Origin of the sequence: Acidocella sp. MX-AZ02 (assembly GCF_000306035.1) — a bacterium.
In the GTDB taxonomy this organism is placed as follows: Bacteria; Pseudomonadota; Alphaproteobacteria; order Acetobacterales; family Acetobacteraceae; genus Acidocella; species Acidocella facilis.
The window spans coordinates 481,713-506,187 of record NZ_JH976209.1; the positions used below are offsets into that span (position 1 = coordinate 481,713).

The 24,475-nt window shown below is 62.3% G+C and carries 20 protein-coding genes, 2 tRNA genes and 2 rRNA genes (1 of these 24 running past the window's edge); 9 read left to right on the forward strand and 15 right to left on the reverse strand.

Annotated features, from left to right (window positions below):
* Window positions 1-71: 71 nt before the first annotated feature.
* Complete coding sequence (locus MXAZACID_RS14540; protein ID WP_051060394.1) at window positions 72-713, forward strand: TetR/AcrR family transcriptional regulator; 642 nt, start codon at window positions 72-74, stop codon at window positions 711-713.
* Window positions 714-747: 34 nt separating this feature from the next.
* Here the strand turns inward: MXAZACID_RS14540 and MXAZACID_RS14545 are convergent, their stop codons facing one another.
* The 14 genes from MXAZACID_RS14545 to MXAZACID_RS14605 form a co-directional block, all read right to left on the reverse strand.
* Entirely contained in the window at window positions 748-1,419 is a 672-nt protein-coding gene (locus MXAZACID_RS14545) for a CarD family transcriptional regulator (protein WP_008495229.1), read from the reverse strand.
* 134 nt (window positions 1,420-1,553) lie between these two features.
* Entirely contained in the window at window positions 1,554-1,886 is a 333-nt protein-coding gene (gene fdxA, locus MXAZACID_RS14550) for a ferredoxin FdxA (protein ID WP_008495230.1), read from the reverse strand.
* A gap of 85 nt (window positions 1,887-1,971) precedes the next feature.
* The gene (locus MXAZACID_RS14555; protein ID WP_039885423.1) at window positions 1,972-2,787 is read right to left on the reverse strand and encodes a hypothetical protein; all 816 of its coding nucleotides are present in this window, start codon (window positions 2,785-2,787) and stop codon (window positions 1,972-1,974) included.
* 69 nt (window positions 2,788-2,856) lie between these two features.
* Window positions 2,857-3,129, reverse strand: a complete 273-nt coding sequence (locus MXAZACID_RS14560; RefSeq protein ID WP_008495232.1) for an RNA-binding S4 domain-containing protein — start codon at window positions 3,127-3,129, stop codon at window positions 2,857-2,859.
* 1 nt (window position 3,130) lies between these two features.
* A complete protein-coding gene (locus MXAZACID_RS14565) occupies window positions 3,131-5,680 on the reverse strand; it encodes a helicase-related protein (RefSeq protein ID WP_039885424.1) in 2,550 nt (849 codons plus the stop codon).
* A 45-nt stretch (window positions 5,681-5,725) separates the two neighbouring features.
* Entirely contained in the window at window positions 5,726-7,516 is a 1,791-nt protein-coding gene (gene ptsP / locus MXAZACID_RS14570) for a phosphoenolpyruvate--protein phosphotransferase (RefSeq protein WP_008495234.1), read from the reverse strand.
* A complete protein-coding gene (locus tag MXAZACID_RS14575) occupies window positions 7,503-7,784 on the reverse strand; it encodes an HPr family phosphocarrier protein (protein WP_008495236.1) in 282 nt (93 codons plus the stop codon). The genes ptsP and MXAZACID_RS14575 overlap by 14 nt, the downstream gene beginning before the upstream one ends.
* A gap of 7 nt (window positions 7,785-7,791) precedes the next feature.
* Complete coding sequence (locus tag MXAZACID_RS14580) at window positions 7,792-8,220, reverse strand: PTS sugar transporter subunit IIA (RefSeq protein WP_008495237.1); 429 nt, start codon at window positions 8,218-8,220, stop codon at window positions 7,792-7,794.
* A 10-nt stretch (window positions 8,221-8,230) separates the two neighbouring features.
* Window positions 8,231-9,130: an RNase adapter RapZ gene (rapZ, locus tag MXAZACID_RS14585; RefSeq protein ID WP_008495238.1), complete on the reverse strand. Its 900-nt coding sequence runs from the start codon at window positions 9,128-9,130 to the stop codon at window positions 8,231-8,233.
* On the reverse strand, window positions 9,127-9,564 hold the full coding sequence (locus tag MXAZACID_RS14590) for an HPr kinase/phosphorylase (protein WP_039885426.1): 438 nt from the start codon (window positions 9,562-9,564) through the stop codon (window positions 9,127-9,129). Before MXAZACID_RS14590 ends, rapZ begins: the two co-directional genes overlap by 4 nt.
* A gap of 79 nt (window positions 9,565-9,643) precedes the next feature.
* On the reverse strand, window positions 9,644-10,891 hold the full coding sequence (locus MXAZACID_RS14595; protein ID WP_008495240.1) for a type III PLP-dependent enzyme: 1,248 nt from the start codon (window positions 10,889-10,891) through the stop codon (window positions 9,644-9,646).
* Between the two features lie 404 nt (window positions 10,892-11,295).
* Window positions 11,296-12,036 carry a response regulator transcription factor gene (locus MXAZACID_RS14600; RefSeq protein ID WP_008495241.1) on the reverse strand — a complete coding sequence of 247 codons (741 nt, stop codon included), beginning with the start codon at window positions 12,034-12,036 and terminating at the stop codon, window positions 11,296-11,298.
* 102 nt (window positions 12,037-12,138) lie between these two features.
* Entirely contained in the window at window positions 12,139-12,330 is a 192-nt protein-coding gene (locus MXAZACID_RS19805; RefSeq protein ID WP_144052815.1) for a hypothetical protein, read from the reverse strand.
* A gap of 64 nt (window positions 12,331-12,394) precedes the next feature.
* On the reverse strand, window positions 12,395-13,816 hold the full coding sequence (locus tag MXAZACID_RS14605) for a glycosyltransferase family 1 protein (protein ID WP_008495242.1): 1,422 nt from the start codon (window positions 13,814-13,816) through the stop codon (window positions 12,395-12,397).
* 125 nt (window positions 13,817-13,941) lie between these two features.
* Here MXAZACID_RS14605 and MXAZACID_RS14610 point away from each other — a divergent pair, with 125 nt between their 5' ends.
* Both MXAZACID_RS14610 and MXAZACID_RS14615 read left to right on the forward strand, forming a co-directional pair.
* A complete protein-coding gene (locus tag MXAZACID_RS14610; RefSeq protein WP_008495243.1) occupies window positions 13,942-14,442 on the forward strand; it encodes a DUF3617 family protein in 501 nt (166 codons plus the stop codon).
* Complete coding sequence (locus MXAZACID_RS14615; protein WP_008495245.1) at window positions 14,439-15,710, forward strand: MFS transporter; 1,272 nt, start codon at window positions 14,439-14,441, stop codon at window positions 15,708-15,710. Before MXAZACID_RS14610 ends, MXAZACID_RS14615 begins: the two co-directional genes overlap by 4 nt.
* Here the strand turns inward: MXAZACID_RS14615 and MXAZACID_RS14620 are convergent.
* Window positions 15,697-16,461 (reverse strand): MOSC domain-containing protein, encoded by a 765-nt coding sequence (locus tag MXAZACID_RS14620; protein ID WP_008495246.1) that lies wholly within the window; start codon window positions 16,459-16,461, stop codon window positions 15,697-15,699. The two genes, MXAZACID_RS14615 and MXAZACID_RS14620, sit on opposite strands and share 14 nt — an antisense overlap.
* Window positions 16,462-16,592: 131 nt before the next feature.
* Between MXAZACID_RS14620 and clpB the strand changes: the two genes are divergently transcribed.
* From clpB to MXAZACID_RS14655, 6 genes are all read left to right on the forward strand, one after another.
* Window positions 16,593-19,172 (forward strand): ATP-dependent chaperone ClpB, encoded by a 2,580-nt coding sequence (clpB, locus tag MXAZACID_RS14625; protein WP_008495247.1) that lies wholly within the window; start codon window positions 16,593-16,595, stop codon window positions 19,170-19,172.
* A gap of 41 nt (window positions 19,173-19,213) precedes the next feature.
* Window positions 19,214-19,804, forward strand: a complete 591-nt coding sequence (locus MXAZACID_RS14630) for a cysteine hydrolase family protein (protein WP_008495248.1) — start codon at window positions 19,214-19,216, stop codon at window positions 19,802-19,804.
* Window positions 19,805-20,334: 530 nt separating this feature from the next.
* Window positions 20,335-21,819 (forward strand): 16S ribosomal RNA (locus MXAZACID_RS14635).
* 198 nt (window positions 21,820-22,017) lie between these two features.
* Window positions 22,018-22,094, forward strand: a tRNA-Ile gene (locus MXAZACID_RS14640).
* A gap of 93 nt (window positions 22,095-22,187) precedes the next feature.
* Window positions 22,188-22,263 (forward strand) — tRNA-Ala (locus tag MXAZACID_RS14645).
* A 514-nt stretch (window positions 22,264-22,777) separates the two neighbouring features.
* Window positions 22,778-24,475: ribosomal RNA gene (locus tag MXAZACID_RS14655) — 23S ribosomal RNA — on the forward strand; it runs 1,036 nt beyond the window's last position.
* The 16S and 23S rRNA genes sit together here with 2 tRNA genes alongside, the layout of an rRNA operon.

Here is a 24,475-nt window from a genome sequence, read left to right on the forward strand (position 1 = left end):
TATGCAGCCCTGGCCTGCATGAAACCCCGCCTTGTTTTACGATGCTGTAATGCGCTGTTTATGGGATGATGATGCAGGACGAACGCGTTGAAAAAGACCCTCACGATGCGGCGGCCCGGCCCCGGCTGGAGGCGCGGCGGCGGGCTTTTCTGGATGCCGCGGCCCAAAGCTTTCTGGAAAAAGGCTATGCCGGCACCACGCTTGATGATGTGATCGCCCGCTCAGGCGGGTCGCGGCAGACGCTGTATCAGCTGTTTGGCGGTAAACAGGGGCTGTTCGAGGCGCTGGTGACGGAGCGGGTGCGCGCCATTTTCGGGGATTTCGAAGGCGATGAACTGGATGGGCGGCCACCAGAAGACGTGTTGCCACCATTGGGGGTGAGATTTCTGACCACCATCACCTGCCCCGCGGCTTTGGGCATGTACCGGCTGGTGTTCGCCGAGAGTGCGGCGATGAAGGAGGTGGGCGAGGCTTTCTGGCGGGCCGGGCCGCAAGCGCTGCGCAGGCTGCTGACAGGCTATTTCGCCGGGCAGGTGAAACGCGGCACACTGCGCCTGACGCGCCCGGATTACGCGGCCTCCGCCTTTGCCGGCATGCTGATCGGCAATTTGCACACTGAATGCGTGCTGGGCTTGCGTGAAACCCCTGGCCCCGAGGAGATTGAGGAACGCGTGAAGGAAATTGTCAGATTATTCCTGGATGGCGCGCGCTGAGCCAATGGAAAAGGGGCCTCGCGGCCCCTTTTCCTTATTCCGATTTCAGATGCGCCAGCAGCTTCTCGATGGCCGTGGGCTTATCCACCTGCTCGAGCGCCGCGTACTCGGCGGCCAGGCGGTCCAGCGCGGATTCATAGATCTGCCGCTCGGAGAAGGACTGGTCCGGCTGGCCGGCATTGCGGTGCAAATCGCGCACCACTTCGGCGATGGCGGACGGGTCGCCGGAATTGATCTTCGCCTCATATTCCTGGGCGCGGCGTGACCACATGGTGCGCTTGATGCGGGCCCGGCCCTTCAGCACCGCCAGCACCTCGTCGAAGCTCTTCTTGGAGGTGAGCTTGCGCAGGCCGGCGGTGCGCGCCTTGGTGGTCGGCACGCGCAGGGTCATGCGGTTTTCATCGAAGGTGATGCAGATCAGCTCCAGCGTATGGCCGGCGATCTCTTCCACCGCGATGCGGTCCACCTTGCCGACGCCATGGGTCGGGTAGACGACATAATCGCCTTCCTTGAAGATTTCCGCCTTGGCCGGGGCACGGGGCGGGGCCAGCGGGCGGATCGGCCCGGCCGGCACGCCGCCATGCATCACCACGGCGGGCTGGGTCTCGGCTTTCGGGGTTTCGGGGGTGGGCGCCGCGGCCACGGCTTCGTCCTGGTCGGGTTTCGCGGCCTTCCTGGAAGCGCCGCTCTTCTGCTTATCCGTCATCACCACTCCGCTGGGAGGCGCTCGCCAGAGGGCGCCGCCAAAATATGAAGGCCGGGTGCGGCCGCCCGCACCCGGCTGACATGGAACATCCATACCATAAATTCAGCCGCCCGTCACCCGCCGGGCGGAAGCGCTCAGGGCGTGCCCGGCTCCAGCGACAGCAGCGCCTCTTTGCCCGGCTTGTCCTTCCACTCATTGGCGTCGGCCGGCGGGGTGCCCTTGCGGGTGATGTTCGGCCAGCTCTTGGAGAGTTCGCGGTTGCGCTCCAGCCAGGCCATGGCGCGGTCGTCGCTATCGGGCAGGATCGCCTCGGCAGGGCATTCCGGCTCGCAGACGCCGCAATCGATGCATTCATCCGGGTTGATGGCCAGGAAGTTCTCGCCGACATAGAAACAGTCGACCGGGCAGACTTCGACGCAATCCATGAATTTGCACTTGATGCAGTTCTCTGTGACCACGTAGGTCATCGGGTACTCCTGAAAGCTTGCGTAAGAATTTTGCTCCCCTATGCGCGTGGGAGGGGAGGGTGGTCAAGGTTCGGCTTAGCTGTTGTCAGGCAAGGGGAGATTCCAGTCCTGCCTGGGAACGATGCCGTGCGGGTTGAGATAGGGCCGCAGTTTCGACCAGGGAATGAGGTCGAATGCGCCCGCGCCGCCATCTTCGGCGCCAAAAAAATTCCGCGTAGGAGTAGATGAACCCGAGTCCGTTACGGGCCACGACCCAATGGCCTGGATCGGCGACATTCAGCGGTCGCAGAGGGACAGCCGGCGTCCCGTTGGCGTTTCGATCGGCGTCCAGCAGCGTCGCGAGGGGGTTTTGCCAGGCTGTGCCGGGGGCAAACACATCGCTTGCCTTGAGGCGGCGCCGCGCATCGACGAGCCAGTTGAAGCCCCAATAACGCCCCCCTCCATGGAGGGCGCCATGGCGGTATCTGTCATTCATGCAGGCCATCGAGATCACGCCCGGCAGCATGCCGCCAGTATCGGGAGATTTGCCATCGACGGGCGGTGGCTCGCCGGTGGGTTGGCAAACCAGGGTTATATCTGTGTCAGGGGCGGATTTTTGGGTATTGTCTGAGGGGCCGTTCCACCATTTCGGTAGCATAGTCCTGATTTCCGCGTTGAAGGCGTTCGCGTCTTGTGTCAGCGGAGACGCGATGAGCGGGTAGGTTTTGCTGAACTCGACGGCATCGCCGAACCCGGTATCGACACCAGCGCCCAAAGGGTGATTTTGCTGCTGTTCGATGATCACGAGTTTATAGCCGGCACCATCGTCAACGGCGCTGGCGCCGGGTGACGTCCGCGCCTCGGCGCTGGCGGAGATCAGATACAGACCCAAAACCAGGCTAACGCGGAAGCGGCTGACCATGATGACCCTGCGGAGAATGCGGGCGAATTATTATTCTGCTGCGACGGATCCGTACAACGCGAAACCGCCTTACCCAATCTCTCGATAAAGCGCCTGCGCCAGCGTCGCGGCGCCTCGTCGTTCGGGGAGGAGCAGGATCTCCACCACCTTTACCCCTTGCGGCAGCGCCAGGGTGAGAACGTCACCCGGGCGGAGTTTGGCGTGGGGTTTGTCGGTGGGTTGGCGGTTGATGCGCACCCCGCCTTGATCCACCAGCGCCTCCGCCACCGACCGGGTTTTGCAGAAGCGCGCGAAAACCAGGAACTTGTCCAGCCGCAGCCAGTCTGTTCCTGGGTCCGTCAAATCAGCGCCGCGCCAGTTTCAGCGCCGCCAGGGCAGCGAAGGGGTTGTCGGCGTCGATCTCCACCGGCTTCTCCGGCTTGGGCTCGCGGTTCGGCCGCGCGGCCTGGGCGGCCGGGGCGTTGCGCTGCGGGGCCGCCTGGTGATGGTCCTGCTTGCGCCGGCCCAGCATCGCCGGGGCGGGCGGGCCGTAATATTTTTCGCTCGCCTCGGCGGCGGGGAAGAGGCGGAAGCCCAGCACGTTCAGGGTCGGGCCCAACTGCTCCGGCTTCAGCCCCATGCGGCTGCCGAGATTGGGCGGCAGCAAAATCTGGCTCTTGCGCATCAGATAATGCAGCTCGCGGGTGACGCGCTCGACCACGTCTAGACGGATCATGATGTCGCCGGCGCGGACCCAGCCCATCGCCAAAGCGAATTCATTGCTCCAATTCTCCGGCATCGGCGCGCAGACCAGGCCGGGGGTGGGCAGCTCGGGCGGGTTGCGGTCGTACCACACGCCCCAGAAGAGGGCGCGCAGACGGGCCGCGCCGGGCTTCAACGCGGCGGGCAGATACATGGCGAAGCGCCCCATATCGATGCCGAATTTCTTCGCCTCCTGGCGCAGCTCCGGGGTGAAGGGCTCGGGCGGCAGCACGCCGCCGGACTCAGAGAGACGATGGACGATGCCGCGCAACGGGGCGGGCGGGTTTTCCATGGCCTTCAGCAGCGCGCCCAGGCGCTTCTCGGTCTCCGCCGCCAGCCAGGTGGCCAGACGGGTCCGGATTCGCTCGCGCGCCAGCCCGTCCAGGAATTCCGAATGCAGCACCTCGACGCCAGGCTTGAGGAAGATCTCGGTTTTTTTCAACCGGGCGATCTTCACCCCGTCCCAGACGAAATGCCGGTCGTCCGAGAGGCTGATCGCCTCGTCGGCGGCGGTTTCGGCCGCCAGGATGCGCCTTGGCATCTCCTGGGCCAGTACCCGCCGGGCGGCGCGCAGCAGGATCTTCTTCTCAGGCCCCTGCGTCGCGGGATCAGGATGGAACAGAAAGCCTTCGATGCGGCCGACCTCATGGCCTTCCACGCTCACCAGACCATCCGGTGCCACGATGGCCTGCAGCTCCTCCGCCTCAGCCTCTTCCAAACGTCTCGTCAAATGTGCCGCCCTCTTATCAACAAACCGGGTCATCAATTTCACATGCAGCGTATCGGATAACCGATCCTCGACCGCCCGGGCCCGCATGGCCCATGTGTCGGCATCCTTCATCCAATCCGCCCGCGCCGTTATATAGGCCCAAACGCGCACGTCCGTCAGCCTCTGCATCAACGTGTCGATATCGCCGTCCAGACGATCGAGATTTTCGATCTCGCGGGCGACCCAATCCTCCGGCAGATGCTCCTTGGCCAGCAGGTGGGTGAATACCTTGGCGACCAGCTTGACATGGGTATCGGTGGCGAGTTTGCGGAAATCCGGGATCTGGCAGGCTTCCCATAGCAGGCGGGTGGCGGCGCGGCCCTGGGCGCGGCGCTGGATGTCGCCATCGCGGGTCAGCGCGTCCAGCGTTTGCACATCCGCCGCCTCATTGCCGCGCACCAGCCCCTGGCGATTTGAGGGCAAAGTGAGGCTGGCCAGCAGCGCCTGCGGGGAGGCGAAATCCAGCGCGCTGTTGCGCCAGAAAATCTGCTCCAGCTTCTCGAATTCGTGGGACTCCACCTGCTCGGCCACCTCTTCCGAGAGAGGCGGGCAATCGGCCGTGGTGCCGAATGTGCCATCGCGCATGCCGCGCCCGGCGCGCCCGGCGATCTGTGCGACTTCCGAGGGGGTGAGCAGGCGGGGCTGGCGGCCATCGAATTTGCGGATGCCGGCGAAGGCGACATGGTTCACATCCATGTTCAGCCCCATGCCGATCGCATCCGTGGCGACCAGGAAATCCACTTCCTTGTCCTGGTAGAGCGCCACCTGGGCGTTGCGGGTGCGCGGGCTGAGGCGGCCCATCACCACCGCGCAGCCGCCGCGCCGGCGGCGCACCGCCTCGGCGATGGCGTAAACTTCGGCGGCGGAGAAGGCGACGATGGCCGAGCGTGGCGGCAGCCGGGAGAGCTTGGCGGCCCCGGCGAAGCTGAGCTGGGAGAGGCGCGGGCGGGTTTCGATCTCCACGCCCGGCACCAGCCGGCGCATCAGCGGCGCAATGGTGTCGGCGCCCAGGAACATCGTCTCCACCAGCCCGCGCGCATGCAGCAGACGGTCGGTGAAGACATGGCCGCGGTCAGGGTCGGCGCAGAGCTGGATCTCGTCCACTGCCAGGAATTCCACCTTGCGGTCCAGCGGCATCGCTTCCACCGTGCAGGAGAACCAGCGCGCCCCTGGCGGCACGATCTTTTCCTCGCCGGTGATCAGCGCCACGGCCTTGATGCCTTTGGCTTTCACCATGCGGTCGTAATTCTCGCGGGCGAGCAGGCGCAGCGGGAAGCCGATGATGCCGGTGGCGTGGCTGAGCAGACGCTCGATCGCGAGATGCGTCTTGCCGGTGTTGGTGGGGCCGAGCACGGCCTTCACCCGGGGTTGGAAGCCGGACATGAAATTCAAATGACCGTGCGGGCGCGGCTTTGCAAGCGGGGCCGCTCAGCCGCCCTGGGCGCGGGCGAGGATTTCGCGCACCGCCTTGGCGTCGGGCGCCGCCAGCGCCTGGTTGGCCAGCTCTTCGCAGGCGAGCAGGGTGGTGGCGCGGATGGCCTGTTTCACCAGCGGCACGGCGTTGCCATGCATCGAGAACTGGCGCAGCCCGAGCCCGAGCAGTAAAGCGGTGGCTGCCGGACGCGCCGCCAGCTCTCCGCACAGCGAAACCGGCACGCCGCCGGCGGCGGCGAAGCTGGCGGTGAGATGCAGCAGCCGCAGCACAGCGGGCTCCAGCGGATCATAAAGCTTCACCGCGCCGGGCGAGGAACGGTCCGCCGCCAGCGTGTACATGGTGAGGTCGTTGCTGCCGATGGCGAAGAATTCCGCATGCTTGGCCAGCAAAGGCGCGGCCAGGGCGGCGGCGGGGGTTTCCACCATGATGCCGAGTGGCGGCATCGCCTCGGGCAACGCCACCGCCTTGCGCCGCTTCAGCCGCCGCCAGACTCGGCGCATCACCTCGCGCGTGTCGATGATTTCCTGGGCCACCGTCACCATCGGCAGCATGATCCGTACCGGACCGGCAATGGCGGCGCGCATGATGGCGGCGAGCTGGGTTTCCAGCAGATCCTCGAATTGCAGCAAGGCCCGCACCCCGCGCAGCCCCAGCGCCGGATTCGGCTCGGGATGCTCGGGCAGCAGGCGGGAGAGCACGTCGATCTCCTTGTCCGATCCCCAATCCAGCAGCCTTATGGTCACCGGCTCGCCATCCATCGCCTCGATGATGTCGCGATAGATGCGGAACTGCGTCTCCTCGTCCGGTGCGCTTTCGCGGTTCATGAACATGAATTCGGAGCGCAGCAGCCCGATGCCGCGCGCCCCGGAGTCGGCGATCATTTTCAGCTCGAAGGGCAGTTCCAGATTGGCCTGCAGCTCGATCTGCACGCCGCAGCGCGTCTGCGCGGGCAGATGCTGCAGCCGGGCCAGGCTGCGCCGCGCGCGGGTCTGCGCGGCGAGCTTTTTGCGCGCGGCATCGAAGCTGGCCTTGCCGGGGTTGAGGATGACATCGCCGGTTTCGCCATCGATGATGGCAAAGCAGCCGGGGGCGGCCTTGTCCAGCAGCCCTTCGACGCCGAGCACGGCGGGCAGGCCCAGCGCGCGCAGCATCACCGCCGTATGGCCGTCTAGCCCGCCTTCGGCCGTGACGATGCCGGCGAAGCGCGTCGGCTGGATCAAGGCGGCTTCTGCCGGGCGTAGATCCTGGGCGGTGAGGATGCTCCCTTGCGGCAACCCCTCGAAGGAGCGGAAAGGCTGGCGGGTGAGGTTGCGGATCAGCCGGCGGGCCAGCTCCTGCACCTCGTCCGCGCGGCGGGTGCGGCTGGCCTTGTCGCCACCGGCCTGGCTCATGATCAACGCTGCCTGCGCCTCGGCCTCCTCATGGGCGGCGGCCTCGGCGCCAAGTTCGCCCTCCTGGATGCGCGCCTTGATGCCGCGCATCAGCCGCGAGGCGCCCAGCATGTGCAGATACACATCCAGCAGCGGGGCGATTTCGGCCTGGCTGTCCTTGGGCATCGCCGAGAGGCGGGATTTCAGCTTCTGCAGCTGCTTGCGCGAGCGCGCCACCGCGTCTTCCAGCCGTTCCAGCTCGGCCGGGATCGATTCCGGGGCGGGTTTGTCGCGGCAGATCGTGAGCGCCGGCTCCGCCGCCTCATGCAGCGGGCCAATGGCGATGCCGGCGGAAACCGGCTTGCCCTGCAGCCGCTTCTCCTTGGGCGCGGCGGGCTTTTTAGTCGCTTTCATGGAAGCCGGCCTCGATCAGCGCCGTAATGGCGTCGAGCGCTTCCCGGGCGTCGAATCCCTCGGCGGAGAGGGTGACGGAGCTGCCGATTCCAGCCCCCAGCATCATCAGCCCCATGATCGAGCGGGCGGAGACGGATTGCCCGTCCTTCGCCACTTCCACATTGGCGGAATATTGCTCGGCCAGCGTCACCAGCTTGGCGGCGGCGCGCGCATGCAGGCCGCGCCGGTTGACGATGCCGATTTCGGCGGTGATCACGGAGCCGTCCATTTTATTGTTACTCCGCCGCGTTGCAGGTGGCCGCCGGGGCCTGGGGCTGCAGATCATGGCCGTTGCAAATATATTTCTTGCCGGCCGCTTCGGCGATCTGCACCGTCTCGGCCAGGGTCATCTGGCCGCGGATCTTGGCCAGCTTGACCAGCATTGGCAGGTTCACCCCGCCGAGGATTTCGATGTTGGGCTGCGCGCACATCGACATGGCCAGGTTGGAGGGGGTGCCGCCGAACATGTCGGTGAGCAGGATGACGCCGTCGCCATTATCCACCTCGGCGATGCGTTTGGCGATTTCCGCCTTCTGGCCCTCAAACGCCGCATCGGATTCGATGCAGACGGTCGCCAGCTGCGCCTGTTTGCCGACGACATGCTCCATGGCGTCGCGCATGGCCAGGGCCAATGTGCCATGGGTAACGATAACAAGACCGATCATAGGTTCTCGCTCAGCCCTTCCCCGGATCAACCGAGCCTTCGCGCAGGCTGAGAAATTTCGGCGCTTCCCGGTGCGTGACACCGATCCGCCAGCCCGCCTGGGCCAAAGGAATATTCAATTTTTCGACCATATAAACCGATCTATGTTGTCCACCGGTACATCCGACACAGATTGTTGCATATTTCTTTCCTTCCTGCACGAATCTCGGCAGTAAAAATGTGATGAGGTTCAAAACTTTCTCGAAGTATTCCGCAAAATCAGCGTCTTCTTCGATGAATCTCCCAACTTCCGGGTCCAGCCCTGAAAGTGGTTTCAGATGTGGGACGTAATGCGGATTCTTTAAGAAGCGCGCATCGAAGATCAGATCTGCTTCCGGCGGCAGGCCGACGGCGTAGGAGAAGGAGACCAGCGCCACGGTCAGGCCGGGATTGGTGGCGCCGAAGCGGGCCTCCACCAGATTGCGCAGCTTGGGCAGCGGCAAAGCGGAGGTATCCAGCAGCCAGTCGGCGGCGCGGGCGAGTGGGGCGGTGAGCTCGCGCTCCAGTGCGATGCCCTCGGCGATGGCGCCGGTCTGCGCCAGCGGATGGCGGCGGCGGGTTTCGGAATAGCGGCGCAGCAATACGTTATCGCCGGCGGTTGTATAGACGAGGGACGGGTCCAGCCGGTCATGCTGGCGCAGCTGCTTCAGCGCTTCCAGCACGTTTTCCGCCGAGAAGCCGCGCGAGCGCGCATCCACGCCGATGGCGAGATTCTGCTCGGCTTGGCTGGTGAGGGTCTCCAGCGTGTCCAGCGGCGGGTTGTCCACCGTCTCGAAGCCGAGATCTTCCAGCGTTCTCAGCAGAGAGTTCTTGCCTGCGCCCGAAAGACCGGTGACCAGCACCACCTGCAGCTTGTCGGGCGCCGTGCTCATGCCGCGAAGGCGCCTTTATGCTGGCTCACGCGCCCGCACGCGGCTTCCAGGGCCAAGGCAGCGCGCGCGGCGGCGGAGGGAAAAGAGGCATCGAGCGTGATTTCCGGCAGGTCGAGCTGGGCATGGCGGCGCGGGGCCGGCAGGCGCTCCGCCGGCGCCGCGCTGAGGATCACCGCCAGCCGTAGTTTCGCAGGGGCGACGAAGGGGAGATGAAACAGGCCGAGGCCGCGAACTTCCAGCAAACCGGCCAGGCCCGGTGCGGGGCTTGCCATGCCGTCCTCCACGAGGACCTGATCATCCCCGACCAAGGTAAAGCCCTGGTCAATCAGACGCAGCAACAGGTCGGATTTCCCCGCGCCGGATGGCCCGAGGAGCAATAAAGCGTCTCCGCCTGGCTGGCCTTGCCGGGCGGCACAAGAGGCGTGCAAAAGCATGGTAACGCGACTGTGGCAAAGTTTGGGCAGACGCGAAAGGCTTGACAGATGAGTGCCAAGCCGCCGTAGCCGCGCGAGGTTACTCCTCCGGCGGCTCGTAGCCTGCGGTTTCCAGCATCGCGCGGTCACGGACCTCGACCAGCGCGGCGCGGTCGAAGCCGTTGAAGGCGGTGCGCAGGCAGGCCCCGTAAGCGCCGAGCTGGCCGATTTCGATCCAGTCGCCCTCCGCCACGTCGCCGGGCAGCAGGAAGGGGCCGTGCATCACATCCAGCGAATCACAGCTCGGGCCGAAAAAGCCGAATGGCATGTCCGGCGCGCCGTGGCTGGCGCGGGCGCGCAGCAGGCGGGTGGGGAAGCGAAAGCGCAGCGCCCCGGCATCCGCGAGGGCGCCATAGACGCCATCATTGATGTAGAGCATCTCGCCACGGCGCAGCTGCACCTGCACGACCACGGAGGCGCCGCCACCCACTAGCGCGCGCCCGGGCTCGGCCCAAAGCTTCAGCCAGGGCATCTCCAGCGCGTCATAAGCGGCGTCGATCTCGGCCATGAAGGCGCCGAGGGGGGGCGGGTCCATGTCCGGATAGGCGACCGGGAAGCCGCCGCCGACATCGAGCACATCCACGCGCACGCCGGCGGCGCGGATTACCTCGCCGGCCAGCTGCATGGCATCGCGCCAGGCCAGCGGGTCCAGGCATTGCGAGCCGACATGGAAGGCGAGGCCGAGCTTGCCCGCCAGTGGTCGGGCGGCGCGCAGGAGAGTGATCGCGCTGTCGATATCCGCGCCGAATTTCTTTGACAGATTGATGGCGGCACCGGTCTCGGGCAGGCCGAGGCGGATGAACAGGCCGGGCTTGGTCTCGGGCTTGGCGGTCTCCGGACGGTTCAGCTCATCCATGATCTTGGTGAGCTCGCTCTCCGAATCTAGCACGAAATCGCGCACGCTGTGCAGCATCCAGGCTTCGCGGATGGCCGCACGGGATTTCACCGGGTGCATGAAATGAATCTCCGCACCGGGGAAGAGGCGGCGGACCAGTTGCACCTCGGAGATGGAGGCGCAGTCAAAATGGCGGACGCCACCATCCCATACGGCGCGCAGAACAGCCGGTTCCGGGTTGCACTTCACGGCATAGAGCACGTCGCCATTGAAGGCGGTGGCGAAGGAGCGGGTGCTGGCGCTGATCACGTTCGGGCGCACGCAATGCAGCGGCTCCTCAGGGCGCAGCGTTTTGACCATCTCATTGACGGTCGGCAGGAGTTTCACGTCGCCACGGAGCGAGATGTGGCGGTGCAACGGGCCCACGGCCGCGCGGTTTTCGATCAGGCTCATAACGGAAAGTCCCCGGCATGCGACGGCAGGCACTATAGGCCCACCAAAAATTGAAGCGAAAGGAAATCCAGGGAGCGGCAGTGGTTAAAAGCCGTCAACGCCTGAATTCAGACGGTTCGATCAGATGCTGGTCTGAGGACTTCGCATCACGATATTCCGCTCTAAAAGCAACATCAAAACTCTCCCAATTGATCCCGGCTTCCGGGGAAACCGACTCTCGACCTACCAGGATGCGTCTCGTCGTTACTGTACCTGGATTGCCAGGTTCGCGGCACGTGCGATGCATCGGACAAACCCCAAGTTGGGTTGAACGAATAATGCTCTAAGCCATTCGGCTCGGCGCGAGTTATGCTATTTTTGCATGCGAACTAGGAAAGAGGGGCGGCATTTTGCCGGCCAATGAATCAGGCCACAACGCGCGGCTGCATCGGGTTGGGTGGGGTGGGCAGGTTCTCCTGTACGGACGCGCTCTGGCGATGGTCGATCGCCATATAGCCGCGCCCCCAGTTGGTTTCGATGAAATCATCCACACCCAGCGCCTGCAGTTTCTTGCGGATCTTGCAGATGAATACATCAATAATTTTCGGGTTCGGCTCGTCCAGCCCACCATAGAGATGATCGAGAATGGCTTCCTTGCTCAGCACAACGCCTTTGCGTAGAGCGAGGATCTCAGCGATCTGATATTCCTTCTTGGTCAGCGTCACCGGCTTGCCGTTGGCGTAGATCTTCTTCGCGTTCATGTTGATCTCAACCTGGCCGATGCGCAGCGCGTTTTCCTGGAACCCGCGGGAACGGCGCACGAGATTCTGCACCTTGATGAAAACCTCCTCGTGCGACAGCGCGTCGACGATCAAATCATCCGCCCCTGTTTGTAGCACCCGCAGCCGAACGGCCTCGCTCATGCCGCGAGCGACCGCGATGACCGGCGCGCGCACGCGTGCCAGACGCAGCTTGCGAACCAGTTCCAGGTCACCCAGCCTGGTTTCCGACAAGCGCAGCAGAATGGCGTCGTAATCATAAAACTTGACCAGATCGAGAGCCTCCTCCGGATCGCTGGTCTCGTCGACGATGGCCATGCGCGAGCGGAGAAAGGCAGTAAAAAGATCTTTTTTATTCGATATCGTCTCAAAAGAGAGTATCTTCATGGCTGCCTCCGTTGTGTTCGCCGAACGAATACAACCAAGAGGGGTAATCGTCAATAATTTTATTTAATAATCCATCATAGCGTGCAAAAAGTAAGACGAAGTTTATAAAATTGTTAACGTCTGGTTGTGTTTCCCAGGCGTTATAGCGGTAATATGATTTATCAAAGGTTTGCGGACGGTCATTTCGGGCGATGCCTGTGCCAAAAAAACAGCCGCCTTGAGGCGGCCGTCATGAAATTGAGGATAAGCCTCAGCGAGATACATGTCTGTCCGATGCGCCAGCGTCAGGATCAAGGCTGGCGTGGCACGCCCGGAAAAAGCCGTAGCGTTCCAGCGGCGCCGCCATGTTTTCCGATATTTACAGGGGGTTGCCGCGGCGGTTGAGGATGTGGATCTGCGCGCTGGCAGTGGTCTGTTGCGGCTGGCATTGCGCCAATAAAGCCGCTGCCGTGTTCTGCCAGGCGGGCGGGATGAAGCCCGCTTCAATCTGCGCCTGGGCCTGGGCGACGAGTTCAGGGTGATCGATCCAGGAGCGGATGAGCGCTTCCGCCGCGCTGAGATCACCGGGGTCGAAATAGCCGCAGAAAGGGCCGCCGGCTTCCGGAATGGCCGAGCTGCCGGAGGCCAGGACCGGTTTGCCGTAACAGAGCGATTCCGTCACCGGCAGGCCCCACCCTTCATAGAAGGATGGGTAGAGGGTGAACAGGCAGTGCTGATAGAGCGCCGCGAGCTGCGTTTCACTGGGTTGATCGACGAACAGGATGCGGCCGTCCAGATAGGCGGAATTCTCCAGCTGCTGCATCAGATCCTTGGTCAACCAGCCTTCCTTGCCGGCAAACACCAGGAGAGGCACGCCATTGGCCGGTGGGGTGTGCAGCAATTGCCGCCAGACTCGCAGCATGCCGCCATGATTCTTGCGCGCCTCGATGGTGCCGACCATCAATATGTACGGGTCGGGCAGCGAGCGCGCCAGCCTCGTGCCGATGATCCTGCCGGCGCCGCCGGGCGGCAGGCGTGATTGTGGCGGAACCCGGCGATGGCGCCGCTCCAGGCTGGCTTGCAGATCCGTCAGCGTGTTCTGGGAGATCGCGAAAATGGCATCGGCGCGGGGCACCTGCTCGTCCAGCCAGAGGGAGAAATCCCGTACCATCGATTGGGTACACCATTCCGGAAACAGATCCGGGATCATGTCATGCGCGAACAGGCCAAGGCGCGCCCCTGCGGCGGTCAGGCTGTTGAGAAAGCCCGGTGCGTAGGGGCGCTCCCAGGAGGCGCCGAGGTGGATCAGCCAATCGCCAGCACCAAGGGTGATTGGTGGTGTGTCCGGGGCAGGCGAGGGCGTCGTCGTTGGGGGGGGCGGCGCCGGCGGGCTGAGTGTTGCAAAGCCCGCCCGCGCCAGGGCTTTAAGCGCGGCGGTACCGGCCAGGCCTGCCCGGTAGAGCTCGCCAAGCGGGAGCCGGTAGGCGGGCGGCAGGTGGCGCGCCGCTTGGTATAGGCGTCCGGGTTTCGGTGCTTTGGCGGTGGGCGAGGGTGGTGTCATTTCCGGGGCGGGTGGTTCCTGGTCCGCGGTGGCGCGGATACGTGCTTCCAAAGCCGCGAAATTCACCGCCAGCAGGCGGGTGCCGCGCTCATTGCGCCGGCAGAAGCCGATATCGAAGCTGCTGCCTTGGAGTTGGGCGGCGGCGGCGCAGGTTTCGAAGCTGAAGCGCTGGATCCCGGTGGGACGGCGCGCGCTTTGGAAGAAATTGATCAGGTCTTCGACATCGAACCAGATGGTCATTGTTCCGCCCCTCGGATTTAGTTTCACATTAGTATCGTTTTAGTAAATTATCTATCCCAGCTTGTCGTGCGTGCTGACCTATCCGGCCATTGCGCCGGCCATCGCGGCCCGGTAATTTGCCGGTCATGACGAAAAATCTGGCGCGTGGCTTGGTTGTGGCGTTTTGCTTGGGCGGTCTGGCGCAGGCAGCGGAGTTGCCGTCCCGCGCGGCGGGGCTGTGGCAGAGCACAACCAACGTGACCGGCCCGGGCGGCGCGCCGATGGCGAATGCCCAAGGCGTGGTGACGCTGACCTGCGTGGACCCGGCGACCGACCGGAAATTCCTGCTTTCCGGCCAGAGCCGTTGCAGCCAGCTCAGCATCACCGGCGCCGGCGCGGCCTACACGATTTCGGGCACCTGCGTGCAGCCGGCAGGGACCGTGAAGATCCATGAGACGCTGACCTATGACAGCAATAAATCCGTGCAGCTGAAGGCGGATTTCAGCACCAGCTCGGGTGAGATGTCGATGGTCTCCGATCTGCAATGGCAGGGCCCGTGTCCGGCCGGGATGGCGCCGGGGGATGAGGGCAGCATGCGCGACGGCGTCTTCGTCAAGGCGGGCAATATCAACGACCACGCGCCTTGAGCGGACAGGCCGGCCGGGGCTCGTTCAGCCGTCCGGATTTCGGGCGGCTCGGCATCATGGCGGTGCTGGGGTTTTCCTCCGGCCTGCCCTGGGCGCTCTCCGGGCCGACCCTGCGCTACTGGATGTCCGGCGAGCACGTGCCGCTGGGGATGATCGGGCTGACGGCGAATATCGGCCTCGCTTATCTGCTGAAATTCGTCTGGGCGCCGTTTTTCGATGAGGCGAAGCCGTTTTTCTTCGGGCGGCGGCGCGGCTGGCTGATCCCGGTGCAGATCGCGCTGGCGCTCGCCATCGCGGCGCTGGCGCTGAGCGATCCGGGGCAGGATATCTGGTTGACGCTGGGGCTGGGGGCGCTGGTGGCGTTTCTCTCCGCCAGCCAGGATATCATCATCGATGCCTGGCGGATCGAGGCGTTTGCGCCGAATTTGCAAGGGGCGGCCTTGGCCTGCGAGGTCTGGGGCTGGCGGGTGGCCTATCAGGTTTCGAATGCCGGGGTGATCGCGCTCTCCATCGGGCTGGGCTGGCATGGGGCGTTCGGGCTGATGGCGGTGCTGGCACTGCTGGGGCCGCTGGCGGTGCTGTTCGCACCGGAGCCGCAAGTGGCGCGCGAGGTGCATCCGGCCGGGCTGGCGTCGCGCTTCACCCAGGCGGTGCGCGAGCCATTGCAGGAGTTTCTCGGCCGGCGCGGGATTGCGGTGATCATCGGCTTCATCGTGCTGTTCCGGCTCGGCGGCGCGCTGGGCGGGACGATGCTGGCCCCCTATTATACCGCTCTGGGGTTCGATCGCGCCCATATCGCGGTGGCGAACGGGCCGTTATCGCTGGTCTGCGGCATTGCCGGCACCGGGTTGGGTGGCTTGCTGGTGATGCGGATCGGCGTCGGGCGGGCGCTGCTGTTCACCGCCTTGCTGCAGGTGGCCGCGCTCTGCCTCTACCCGGTCTTGGGGCTGTATCCGCATTTGCCCTATATTCTGCTGATCATCTCGGCCGTGGAGGCGTTCACCGACGCGTTTTCGGATACCGCCTTCCTCTCTTATCTGTCTGGCCTGTGTCACCCGGAGCATACCGCCACACAATATGCGCTGCTCTCCTCGCTGGCGCCGCTGGCGCTGCATACCATCGCCGGCGCTTCCGGCTTCCTGGCGGCGCGCACCGGGCTGGTGAGCTTCTTCGTCATCTGCGCCTTCGCGGCGCTGCCTGGCATCGCGCTGCTGCTGGTGATTTTGCGCCTCTATCCGCCGAAGGAAACCCGGCTCAAAGCAGTCTGAGCCTGTCGCCGGGGCGGATCACGCCGCCCTTGGTTACTTCCGCGAAAATCCCCAGCTCGATATGGCCGAAATGGGTTCGTAGCTCCTTCACCGGGTTGGCGTCGCGCGCCGCGGTGTCCGGGTTGACCATGGTGGCGGCGCAGCGATCGATGCGCTCCTGCACCACTATCTCCACCTCGCCGATGGCCAAGGTGCGGCCGAGCCAGGTGAATTCCTCCCAGGGTTTGGGGCCCTCCAGATAGAGATTGGCGCGGAAGCGGCGGGCATCGCGCGGGGCGCCGACGGCCTCTTCCAATGCGGCCAGGGAGGCTTTGCCGATCAGGCTGATCACCTGGGTCTTGTGGTCACAGAAACTATGGCCGGGGAAGAAATGGAAGCGCGGCGCCTGGCCCTCGCTGCCATAGCGCGCCTCCTCGCCCAGGAAGGCGGTGAAATAGGCGGTGAGGGCGGCCTGGCCGTCCGGGGTGAGCGGCGAGGCAGTAAGGGGGCCGTCTGGTCCTTCGATATGCAGCATCTGGGTGGCGTCGTCGAAGCGCGTCCGCAGCAAGGCGGCTTTAGGGTTCTTGGCCAGGCACATGAAATTCATCTTGGAGATCCAGGCCGGGTTCGCCTCGTCCAGCACGGCGTCGCCCTGCTTCAGCGCGAAGGCCCGGTCCCAGGGGATGCAGCGTCCTGGCGAGAGCTGGGCGGCAGGCAACGTCTCCGGCGTCAGGCCCTTGACCGGGTAGCGATAGAGTGCCGCGATGTGCATTGAATGACCCCAAAAATCCACTTGAGACAGATCATGGCGTCGCCCATATTGGGTTGGCAAGGTCGCGTTGCCTATTGAGGGGCGGGGCCTGAACGTTGCCTGGGATGCAGGGACGATGAAGGAGCAAAAAGATGGATTTTGAGAAATTCACCGAGCGTGCGCGGGGCTTCGTACAAGCGGCGCAGACCATCGCGATGCGTGAATATAATCAGCAGATCACGCCGGAGCATCTGCTGAAGGCGTTTCTGGATGATGAGGAAGGCGCGGCCAGCGGTCTGATCCGCATTGCCGGGGGCGATCCGCAGGCGGCCAAGCAGGCGGTGGATGCCGCCGTGGCGAAATTGCCGAAAGTGCAGGGGGCCGGGGCTGGCCAGCCGAATGTGACGCCGGATCTGGTGCGCGTGCTCGATGCCGCCCAGCAGGCCGCGCAGAAGGCTGGCGACAGTTTCGTGGCGCAGGACCGGATGCTGGTGGCGCTGGCCGCGGGCGAGACTGCCGCCGCCCGGGCCTTGAAGACCGCCGGCGTTTCCGCCCAGGCGCTGGAGAAGGCGGTGGCCGATATGCGCAAGGGCCGCAAGGTGGACAGCGCCACGGCCGAGCAGCAATTCGACGCGCTGAAGAAATACGCCAAGGACGTGACGCAGTTGGCGCGCGAGCAGAAGCTCGACCCGGTGATCGGCCGCGACGAGGAGATCCGCCGCGCCATCCAGGTGCTGGCACGGCGCACCAAGAACAACCCGGTGCTGATCGGCGAGCCGGGCGTGGGCAAGACCGCCATCGTCGAGGGGCTGGCGCTGCGCATCGTCAATGGCGATGTGCCGGAGAGCTTGCGCAATAAGCGCGTGCTGGCGCTGGATCTCGGCGCGCTGGTGGCGGGGGCGAAATTTCGCGGCGAGTTCGAGGAGCGGCTGAAAGCCGTGCTGAAGGAGATCGAGTCCGCCGAAGGCGAGATCATCCTGTTCATCGATGAGATGCATACGCTGGTCGGCGCCGGCAAGTCCGATGGCGCGATGGATGCCTCCAACCTGCTCAAGCCTGAGTTGGCCCGCGGCGCGCTGCATTGCGTCGGCGCCACCACGCTCGATGAATATCGCAAATATGTGGAGAAGGACGCTGCCCTGGCGCGGCGCTTCCAGCCGGTGTTCGTAAGTGAGCCGAGTGTTGCCGACACCATCTCCATCCTGCGCGGTATCAAGGAGAAATATGAGCTGCATCACGGCGTGCGCATCGCGGATAACGCTTTGGTTGCCGCCGCGACACTCTCCAACCGCTACATCACCGACCGGTTCCTGCCGGACAAGGCGATCGATCTGGTGGATGAGGCGGCCTCGCGCCTGCGCATGCAGGTGGACAGCAAGCCCGAGGCGCTGGACGAGCTGGACCGCCGGCTGATCCAGCTGAAAATCGAGCGCGAGGCGCTGAAGAAGGAGACCGACACAGCCTCGCGCGAGCGGCTGGAGAAGCTGGAATTCGAGCTGGGCGAGCTGGAAGAGCGCTCCGCCGAGATGACCGCCAAATGGCAGGCCGAGAAGGCGCAGCTCACCGACGTGCAGAAGGTGAAGGAGCAGCTGGAGCAGGCCCGCAACGAGGTGGAGCTGGCGCAGCGCAAGGGCGATCTCGGCAAGGCCTCAGAGCTGCTCTATGGCCGCATTCCCGAGCTGGAGAAGCAGCTTGCCGCCCAGCAGGACGGGCAGATGGTGAATGACGCGGTGACGGAAGATTCCATAGCCGCCGTCGTCTCCCGCTGGACCGGCGTGCCGGTGGAGAAGATGCTGGAGGGCGAGCGCGCCAAGCTCTTGCGCATGGAGGATGATCTGCGCCACCGGGTGGTGGGGCAGGAGGCGGCTTTGGTCGCGGTCTCCAACGCCGTGCGCCGGGCGCGTGCCGGGCTGCAGGACCCGAACCGGCCGATCGGCTCCTTCCTGTTCCTGGGGCCCACCGGTGTCGGCAAGACCGAGCTGACCAAGGCGCTGGCGGAGTTCCTGTTCGACGATGAGCGGGCGATGGTGCGCATCGACATGAGCGAGTTCATGGAGAAGCATGCCGTCTCCCGGCTGATCGGCGCGCCGCCGGGCTATGTCGGCTATGATGAGGGCGGCGTGCTGACCGAGGCGGTGCGGCGGCGGCCTTATCAGGTCGTGTTGTTCGACGAGGTGGAGAAGGCGCATGAGGACGTGTTCAACGTGCTGCTGCAGGTGCTCGACGATGGCCGGCTGACCGACGGCCAGGGGCGCACGGTGGATTTCAAGAACACCATCATCGTGCTGACCTCCAATCTCGGCTCGGACATTCTGGCGGCGCAGACCGAGGGCGAGGATGTGCGCCTGGCCGAGGCCGGGGTGATGGCGCGGGTGCGCGAGCATTTCCGCCCGGAATTCCTCAACCGCCTGGATGAGATCGTGCTGTTCGGCCGGTTGCAGCGGGCGGATATGGGGGCGATTGTCTCGATCCAGCTGAAACGGCTGGAGGCGCTGCTGGCGGAGCGCAATATCCGGCTGGAGCTGGACCAGTCCGCGCGGGATTGGCTGGCCGAGGCGGGGTATGACCCGGTCTACGGTGCGCGACCGCTGAAGCGCGTGATCCAACGCAACCTGCAGAACCCGCTGGCCGGGCTGATCCTGGAAGGGGCGGTGAAGGATGGAGAGAGCGTGAAAGTGTCCGGCTCGCCGGATGGTTTAGTGATCGGCGGTCATCTCGCCGAAGCGGCTTAAGTGCTAGGCTCCCCGGAAGGTTATATTTCCGGGGAGTTTTTATGTCCGACACCGCGCTGCTCGTCATTGACGTTCAAAATATTTACGCCATGCCCGACTCGCCGCTCTGCGTGCCGGGCATCCAGGCGTCGCTGAGTCGGATCAACCAGCTGATCGAGGCATTCGGCGCGGCCGGCAAGCCGGTGATCTATGTACGCCATGTTCACCGCGCGGACGGGCGCGACGCTGGGCGGATGTTTGATTTCGGCGGTACAGCTGAGCCGGTAAGTTTCGTCGAAGATACACCCGAGGCCGATTATGTGGACGGGTTGAAGCAGTTGCCGGCGGCGCTGCATATCACCAAGCACCGCTATTCATGCTTCGAGGGCACCGCGCTGGAGGTAATTCTGCGCAGTCTGAACGCCGGCCGCGTGGCGATCTGTGGTTATATGACCAATTTCTGCTGTGAAACCACGGCCCGTGCCGCGCATGACAAGGATTACTTCGTGGATTTCATCGCCGATGCGACGGGGGCGCCGGACCTCGGGGCGGATTATCGCCAGGAGGCGATCATTCAGGCGGTGACCGCGACGCTGGGGGCGGGCTTTGCCCGGATTTTCACGACGCAGGACTATCTCCAAGCCATGCGTTGAACGCATAGCTATTTTTTTGAAAGATTTTCCGGGGATTTATACCCCGGGTCGAGAGGGAGGTGAGGGAAAGCCTGGGATTTTCCCGGTTTTCTGGGCTGATGAATGTGCGTTGACAGTTGCGGTGTGTCGGCGTTAGAAGCCCCTCCACCGACGGGCGCTGCGGACTTGATCTGAGGCGCTTGGACGGGTAGATTGGATGGCCTTGCTACGAACCTTTTGGTTCGCAGGTTGAGATTTTCCTCTCTAGCTCTTTGACAATTGCATAGGCTGGGAAGGGATACGCTGGTGGCGTTTCTGGGGATTGGTTTACTGATCTCTGCTGGGTGATTTGGTTCATCTGGGTGATGATATGAGGGGCGGGATTAAGTTTCTGTTTTTGCCTCTGTCGTTATGGAAGCGTGGCTGGAGTATTTCTTTTGAAATTACGTACAGAAACGCTTCGAATATTCTTGGTCTTTGACTGAGAGACGACATGTTTGAGCAGGGCTTTTTTCATTTATATTTAGTGCCGGTTAGGCGCTGGGTAGGATGAACTTGAGAGTTTGATCCTGGCTCAGAGCGAACGCTGGCGGCATGCTTAACACATGCAAGTCGCGCGGTCAGCAATGGCAGCGGCGGACGGGTGAGTAACACGTAGGAATCTATCCCAGGGTGGGGGACAACAGCGGGAAACTGCTGCTAATACCGCATGATACCTGAGGGTCAAAGGCGCAAGTCGCCTTGGGAGGAGCCTGCGTCTGATTAGCTTGTTGGTGGGGTAAAGGCCTACCAAGGCGACGATCAGTAGCTGGTCTGAGAGGATGATCAGCCACATTGGGACTGAGACACGGCCCAAACTCCTACGGGAGGCAGCAGTGGGGAATATTGGACAATGGGCGCAAGCCTGATCCAGCAATGCCGCGTGTGTGAAGAAGGTCTTCGGATTGTAAAGCACTTTTGGCAGGGACGATGATGACGGTACCTGCAGAATAAGCCCCGGCTAACTTCGTGCCAGCAGCCGCGGTAATACGAAGGGGGCTAGCGTTGCTCGGAATGACTGGGCGTAAAGGGCGCGTAGGCGGCATGTACAGTCAGAAGTGAAATTCCTGGGCTCAACCTGGGGACTGCTTTTGATACGTGCAAGCTAGAGTGAGGAAGAGGGTTGTGGAATTTCCAGTGTAGAGGTGAAATTCGTAGATATTGGAAAGAACACCGGTGGCGAAGGCGGCAACCTGGTCCTTAACTGACGCTGAGGCGCGAAAGCGTGGGGAGCAAACAGGATTAGATACCCTGGTAGTCCACGCTGTAAACGATGTGTGCTGGATGTTGGGGAACTTAGTTTCTCAGTGTCGTAGCTAACGCGATAAGCACACCGCCTGGGGAGTACGGCCGCAAGGTTGAAACTCAAAGGAATTGACGGGGGCCCGCACAAGCGGTGGAGCATGTGGTTTAATTCGAAGCAACGCGCAGAACCTTACCAGGATTTGACATGGGGAGGACCGGTACAGAGATGTACTTTTCCCGCAAGGGACCTTCCGCACAGGTGCTGCATGGCTGTCGTCAGCTCGTGTCGTGAGATGTTGGGTTAAGTCCCGCAACGAGCGCAACCCTTGCCTTTAGTTGCCATCATTTAGTTGGGCACTCTAGAGGAACTGCCGGTGACAAGCCGGAGGAAGGTGGGGATGACGTCAAGTCCTCATGGCCCTTATGTCCTGGGCTACACACGTGCTACAATGGTGGTGACAGTGGGAAGCTAGGTAGTGATACCGTGCTGATCTCTAAAAGCCATCTCAGTTCAGATTGTACTCTGCAACTCGAGTACATGAAGGTGGAATCGCTAGTAATCGTGGATCAGCATGCCACGGTGAATACGTTCCCGGGCCTTGTACACACCGCCCGTCACACCATGGGATTTGGTTTGACCTTAAGTAGGTGCGCTAACCGCAAGGAGGTAGCCTACCACGGTCGGGTCAGAGACTGGGGTGAAGTCGTAACAAGGTAGCCGTAGGGGAACCTGCGGCTGGATCACCTCCTTTCAAGGATATGATCCTGAGCATTGGTTGGCTTTGGCTGACTGATTTGGGATTTTCCTGAAAAAAAGACCTGGATCGGATGATCTAGGCAACACATCCTGTCCGGATGTTGTCATGAAGCGCCATCAACGTATCCCTTTCCTGTAACAGCGGCGATGTCGGCCTTTGGGTCGATATCAACCGATGCGGACTTTAGATCTCGGGCTAGTAGCTCAGTTGGTTAGAGCACACGCTTGATAAGCGTGGGGTCGGAGGTTCAAGTCCTCCCTGGCCCACCATGATTGGTGGTGGTGTTCGTGAGGATGCCATGCCTGCCGATGACGAAGCAGCTTGCTGCGAAGTCTGAATCGGCCAGGCCAGTTTAACTTGCTGGGGATGTAGCTCAATTGGTAGAGCACCTGCTTTGCAAGCAGGGGGTCGTCGGTTCGATTCCGTCCATCTCCACCAGATTTTGGTTGGTTTTGGGTGTAGGGCCTTGAGTGGCCTTGCGCGGATGTCTGTTACAGGTAAGCACGAGTTTCGAGCTGATTTACCTTGTTCCTGAAAAGGTCAAGGCGAAGAGGCTTGGATGTTTGTTCCCAGCTGCAATGTCGGGAACGAATTTGTTCTTTGTCATGGTGAATAGGTTTTGGTGCATCTGGATGCGCGCATTGGTTTTTGGGGCTTTGGCCTTGAGGATCGGTCCGGGCTTCTTGTGTTGGGTTGTCTGACCCGTGGACGGTGAAAGCCGGAAGCGAGACACAAGATGGTTCGAGTGTTCAGTGCATGTGTGATCTCATCTGCCTAACAGTCAAACGCTGTTGGACGTTGGGTTTGCTCGATGAAGCGATTTTGGTTTTTGCCGTACCTAGCGGTGGAGCTGAAAGAGCGGAGGGTGAGCCGGAACGCCGATGGATGGTTCCTGTTTATGGTGGGTAGCGCGTTATTGTGTGTTCAATGCGATGACGTGTGGTGAGAACGAATTGAACGACAAAAGGGCATTCGGTGGATGCCTTGGCACCAGGAGGCGATGAAGGACGTGGCACGCTGCGTAAAGCTTTGGGGAACCGCGAGCAGGTTTTGATCCAAAGATATCCGAATGGGGAAACCCCTCCGCAAGGAGATCTCTATCTGAATACATAGGGTAGAGAGGCAAACCCGGGGAACTGAAACATCTCAGTACCTGGAGGAAAAGACATCAATTGAGATTCCGCTAGTAGTGGCGAGCGAACGCGGAGCAGGCCAGTGCCTCAAATGACGTTAGCAGAACGGTCTGGAAAGTCCGGCAATATGGGTGATAGCCCCGTATGCGAAGACAACATTTGAGGACTTGAGTAAGGCGGGGCACGTGAAACCCTGTCTGAACATGGGGGGACCATCCTCCAAGCCTAAATACTCCCTGGTGACCGATAGTGAACAAGTACCGTGAGGGAAAGGTGAAAAGCACCCCGACAAGGGGAGTGAAATAGACCTGAAACCGGATGCCTACAAGCAGTCGGAGCACCTTTTGGTGTGACGGCGTACCTTTTGTATAATGGGTCAGCGAGTTTCTGTTCGCGGCAAGCTTAAGTCGTTAGACGTAGGCGCAGCGAAAGCGAGTCTGAATAGGGCATTCAGTCGCGGGCAGAAGACCCGAAACCAAGTGATCTAGCCATGGCCAGGCTGAAGGTGGGGTAACACCCACTGGAGGGCCGAACCCACGCCTGTTGAAAAAGTCGGGGATGAGCTGTGGCTAGGGGTGAAAGGCCAATCAAACTTGGAGATAGCTGGTTCTCCGCGAAATCTATTGAGGTAGATCGTCGTATGTATGCCCTGGGGGGTAGAGCACTGGATGGGCTAGGGGGTCCCAAAGACTTACCAAACCTAACCAAACTCCGAATACCCAGGAGACTTGTACGGCAGACAGACGGTGGGTGCTAAGGTCCATCGTCGAGAGGGAAACAGCCCAGACCACCAGCTAAGGTCCCCAAATTATGGCTAAGTGGGAAAGGATGTGGGAATTCCAAAACAACCAGGAGGTTGGCTTAGAAGCAGCCATCCTTTAAAGAAAGCGTAATAGCTCACTGGTCTAATAGAAATCCTGCGCCGAAAATGTAACGGGGCTCAAGCCATATACCGAAGCTGTGGGCGTGATTTATCACGCGGTAGCGGAGCGTTCTGTAGGCCTGCGAAGGGATACGGGTGACCGGTCCTGGAGGTATCAGAAGTGCGAATGCTGACATGAGTAGCGACAAACAGTGTGAGAAACACTGTCGCCGTAAGTCCAAGGGTTCCTGCGCAAGGTTAATCCGCGCAGGGTGAGCCGGCTCCTAAGGCGAGGGCGAAAGCCGTAGTCGATGGGAAACAGGTGAATATTCCTGTGCCTGCTAGAAGTGACGAATGCGAGATGTTGTCAGGTCTTATTGGATTGATCTGGCTTTTTAAGCATTCCAGGAAATAGCTCTAGCATATAGACCGTACCCTAAACCGACACAGGTGGACTGGTAGAGTATACCAAGGCGCTTGAGAGAACTATGCTGAAGGAACTAGGCAAATTACTCGCGTAACTTCGGGATAAGCGAGACCCAATTGTGGGCAACCATGATTGGGTGGCACAAAAGAGGGGGTAGCGACTGTTTAGTAAAAACACAGGGCTGTGCGAAGTCGAGAGACGACGTATACGGTCTGACGCCTGCCCGGT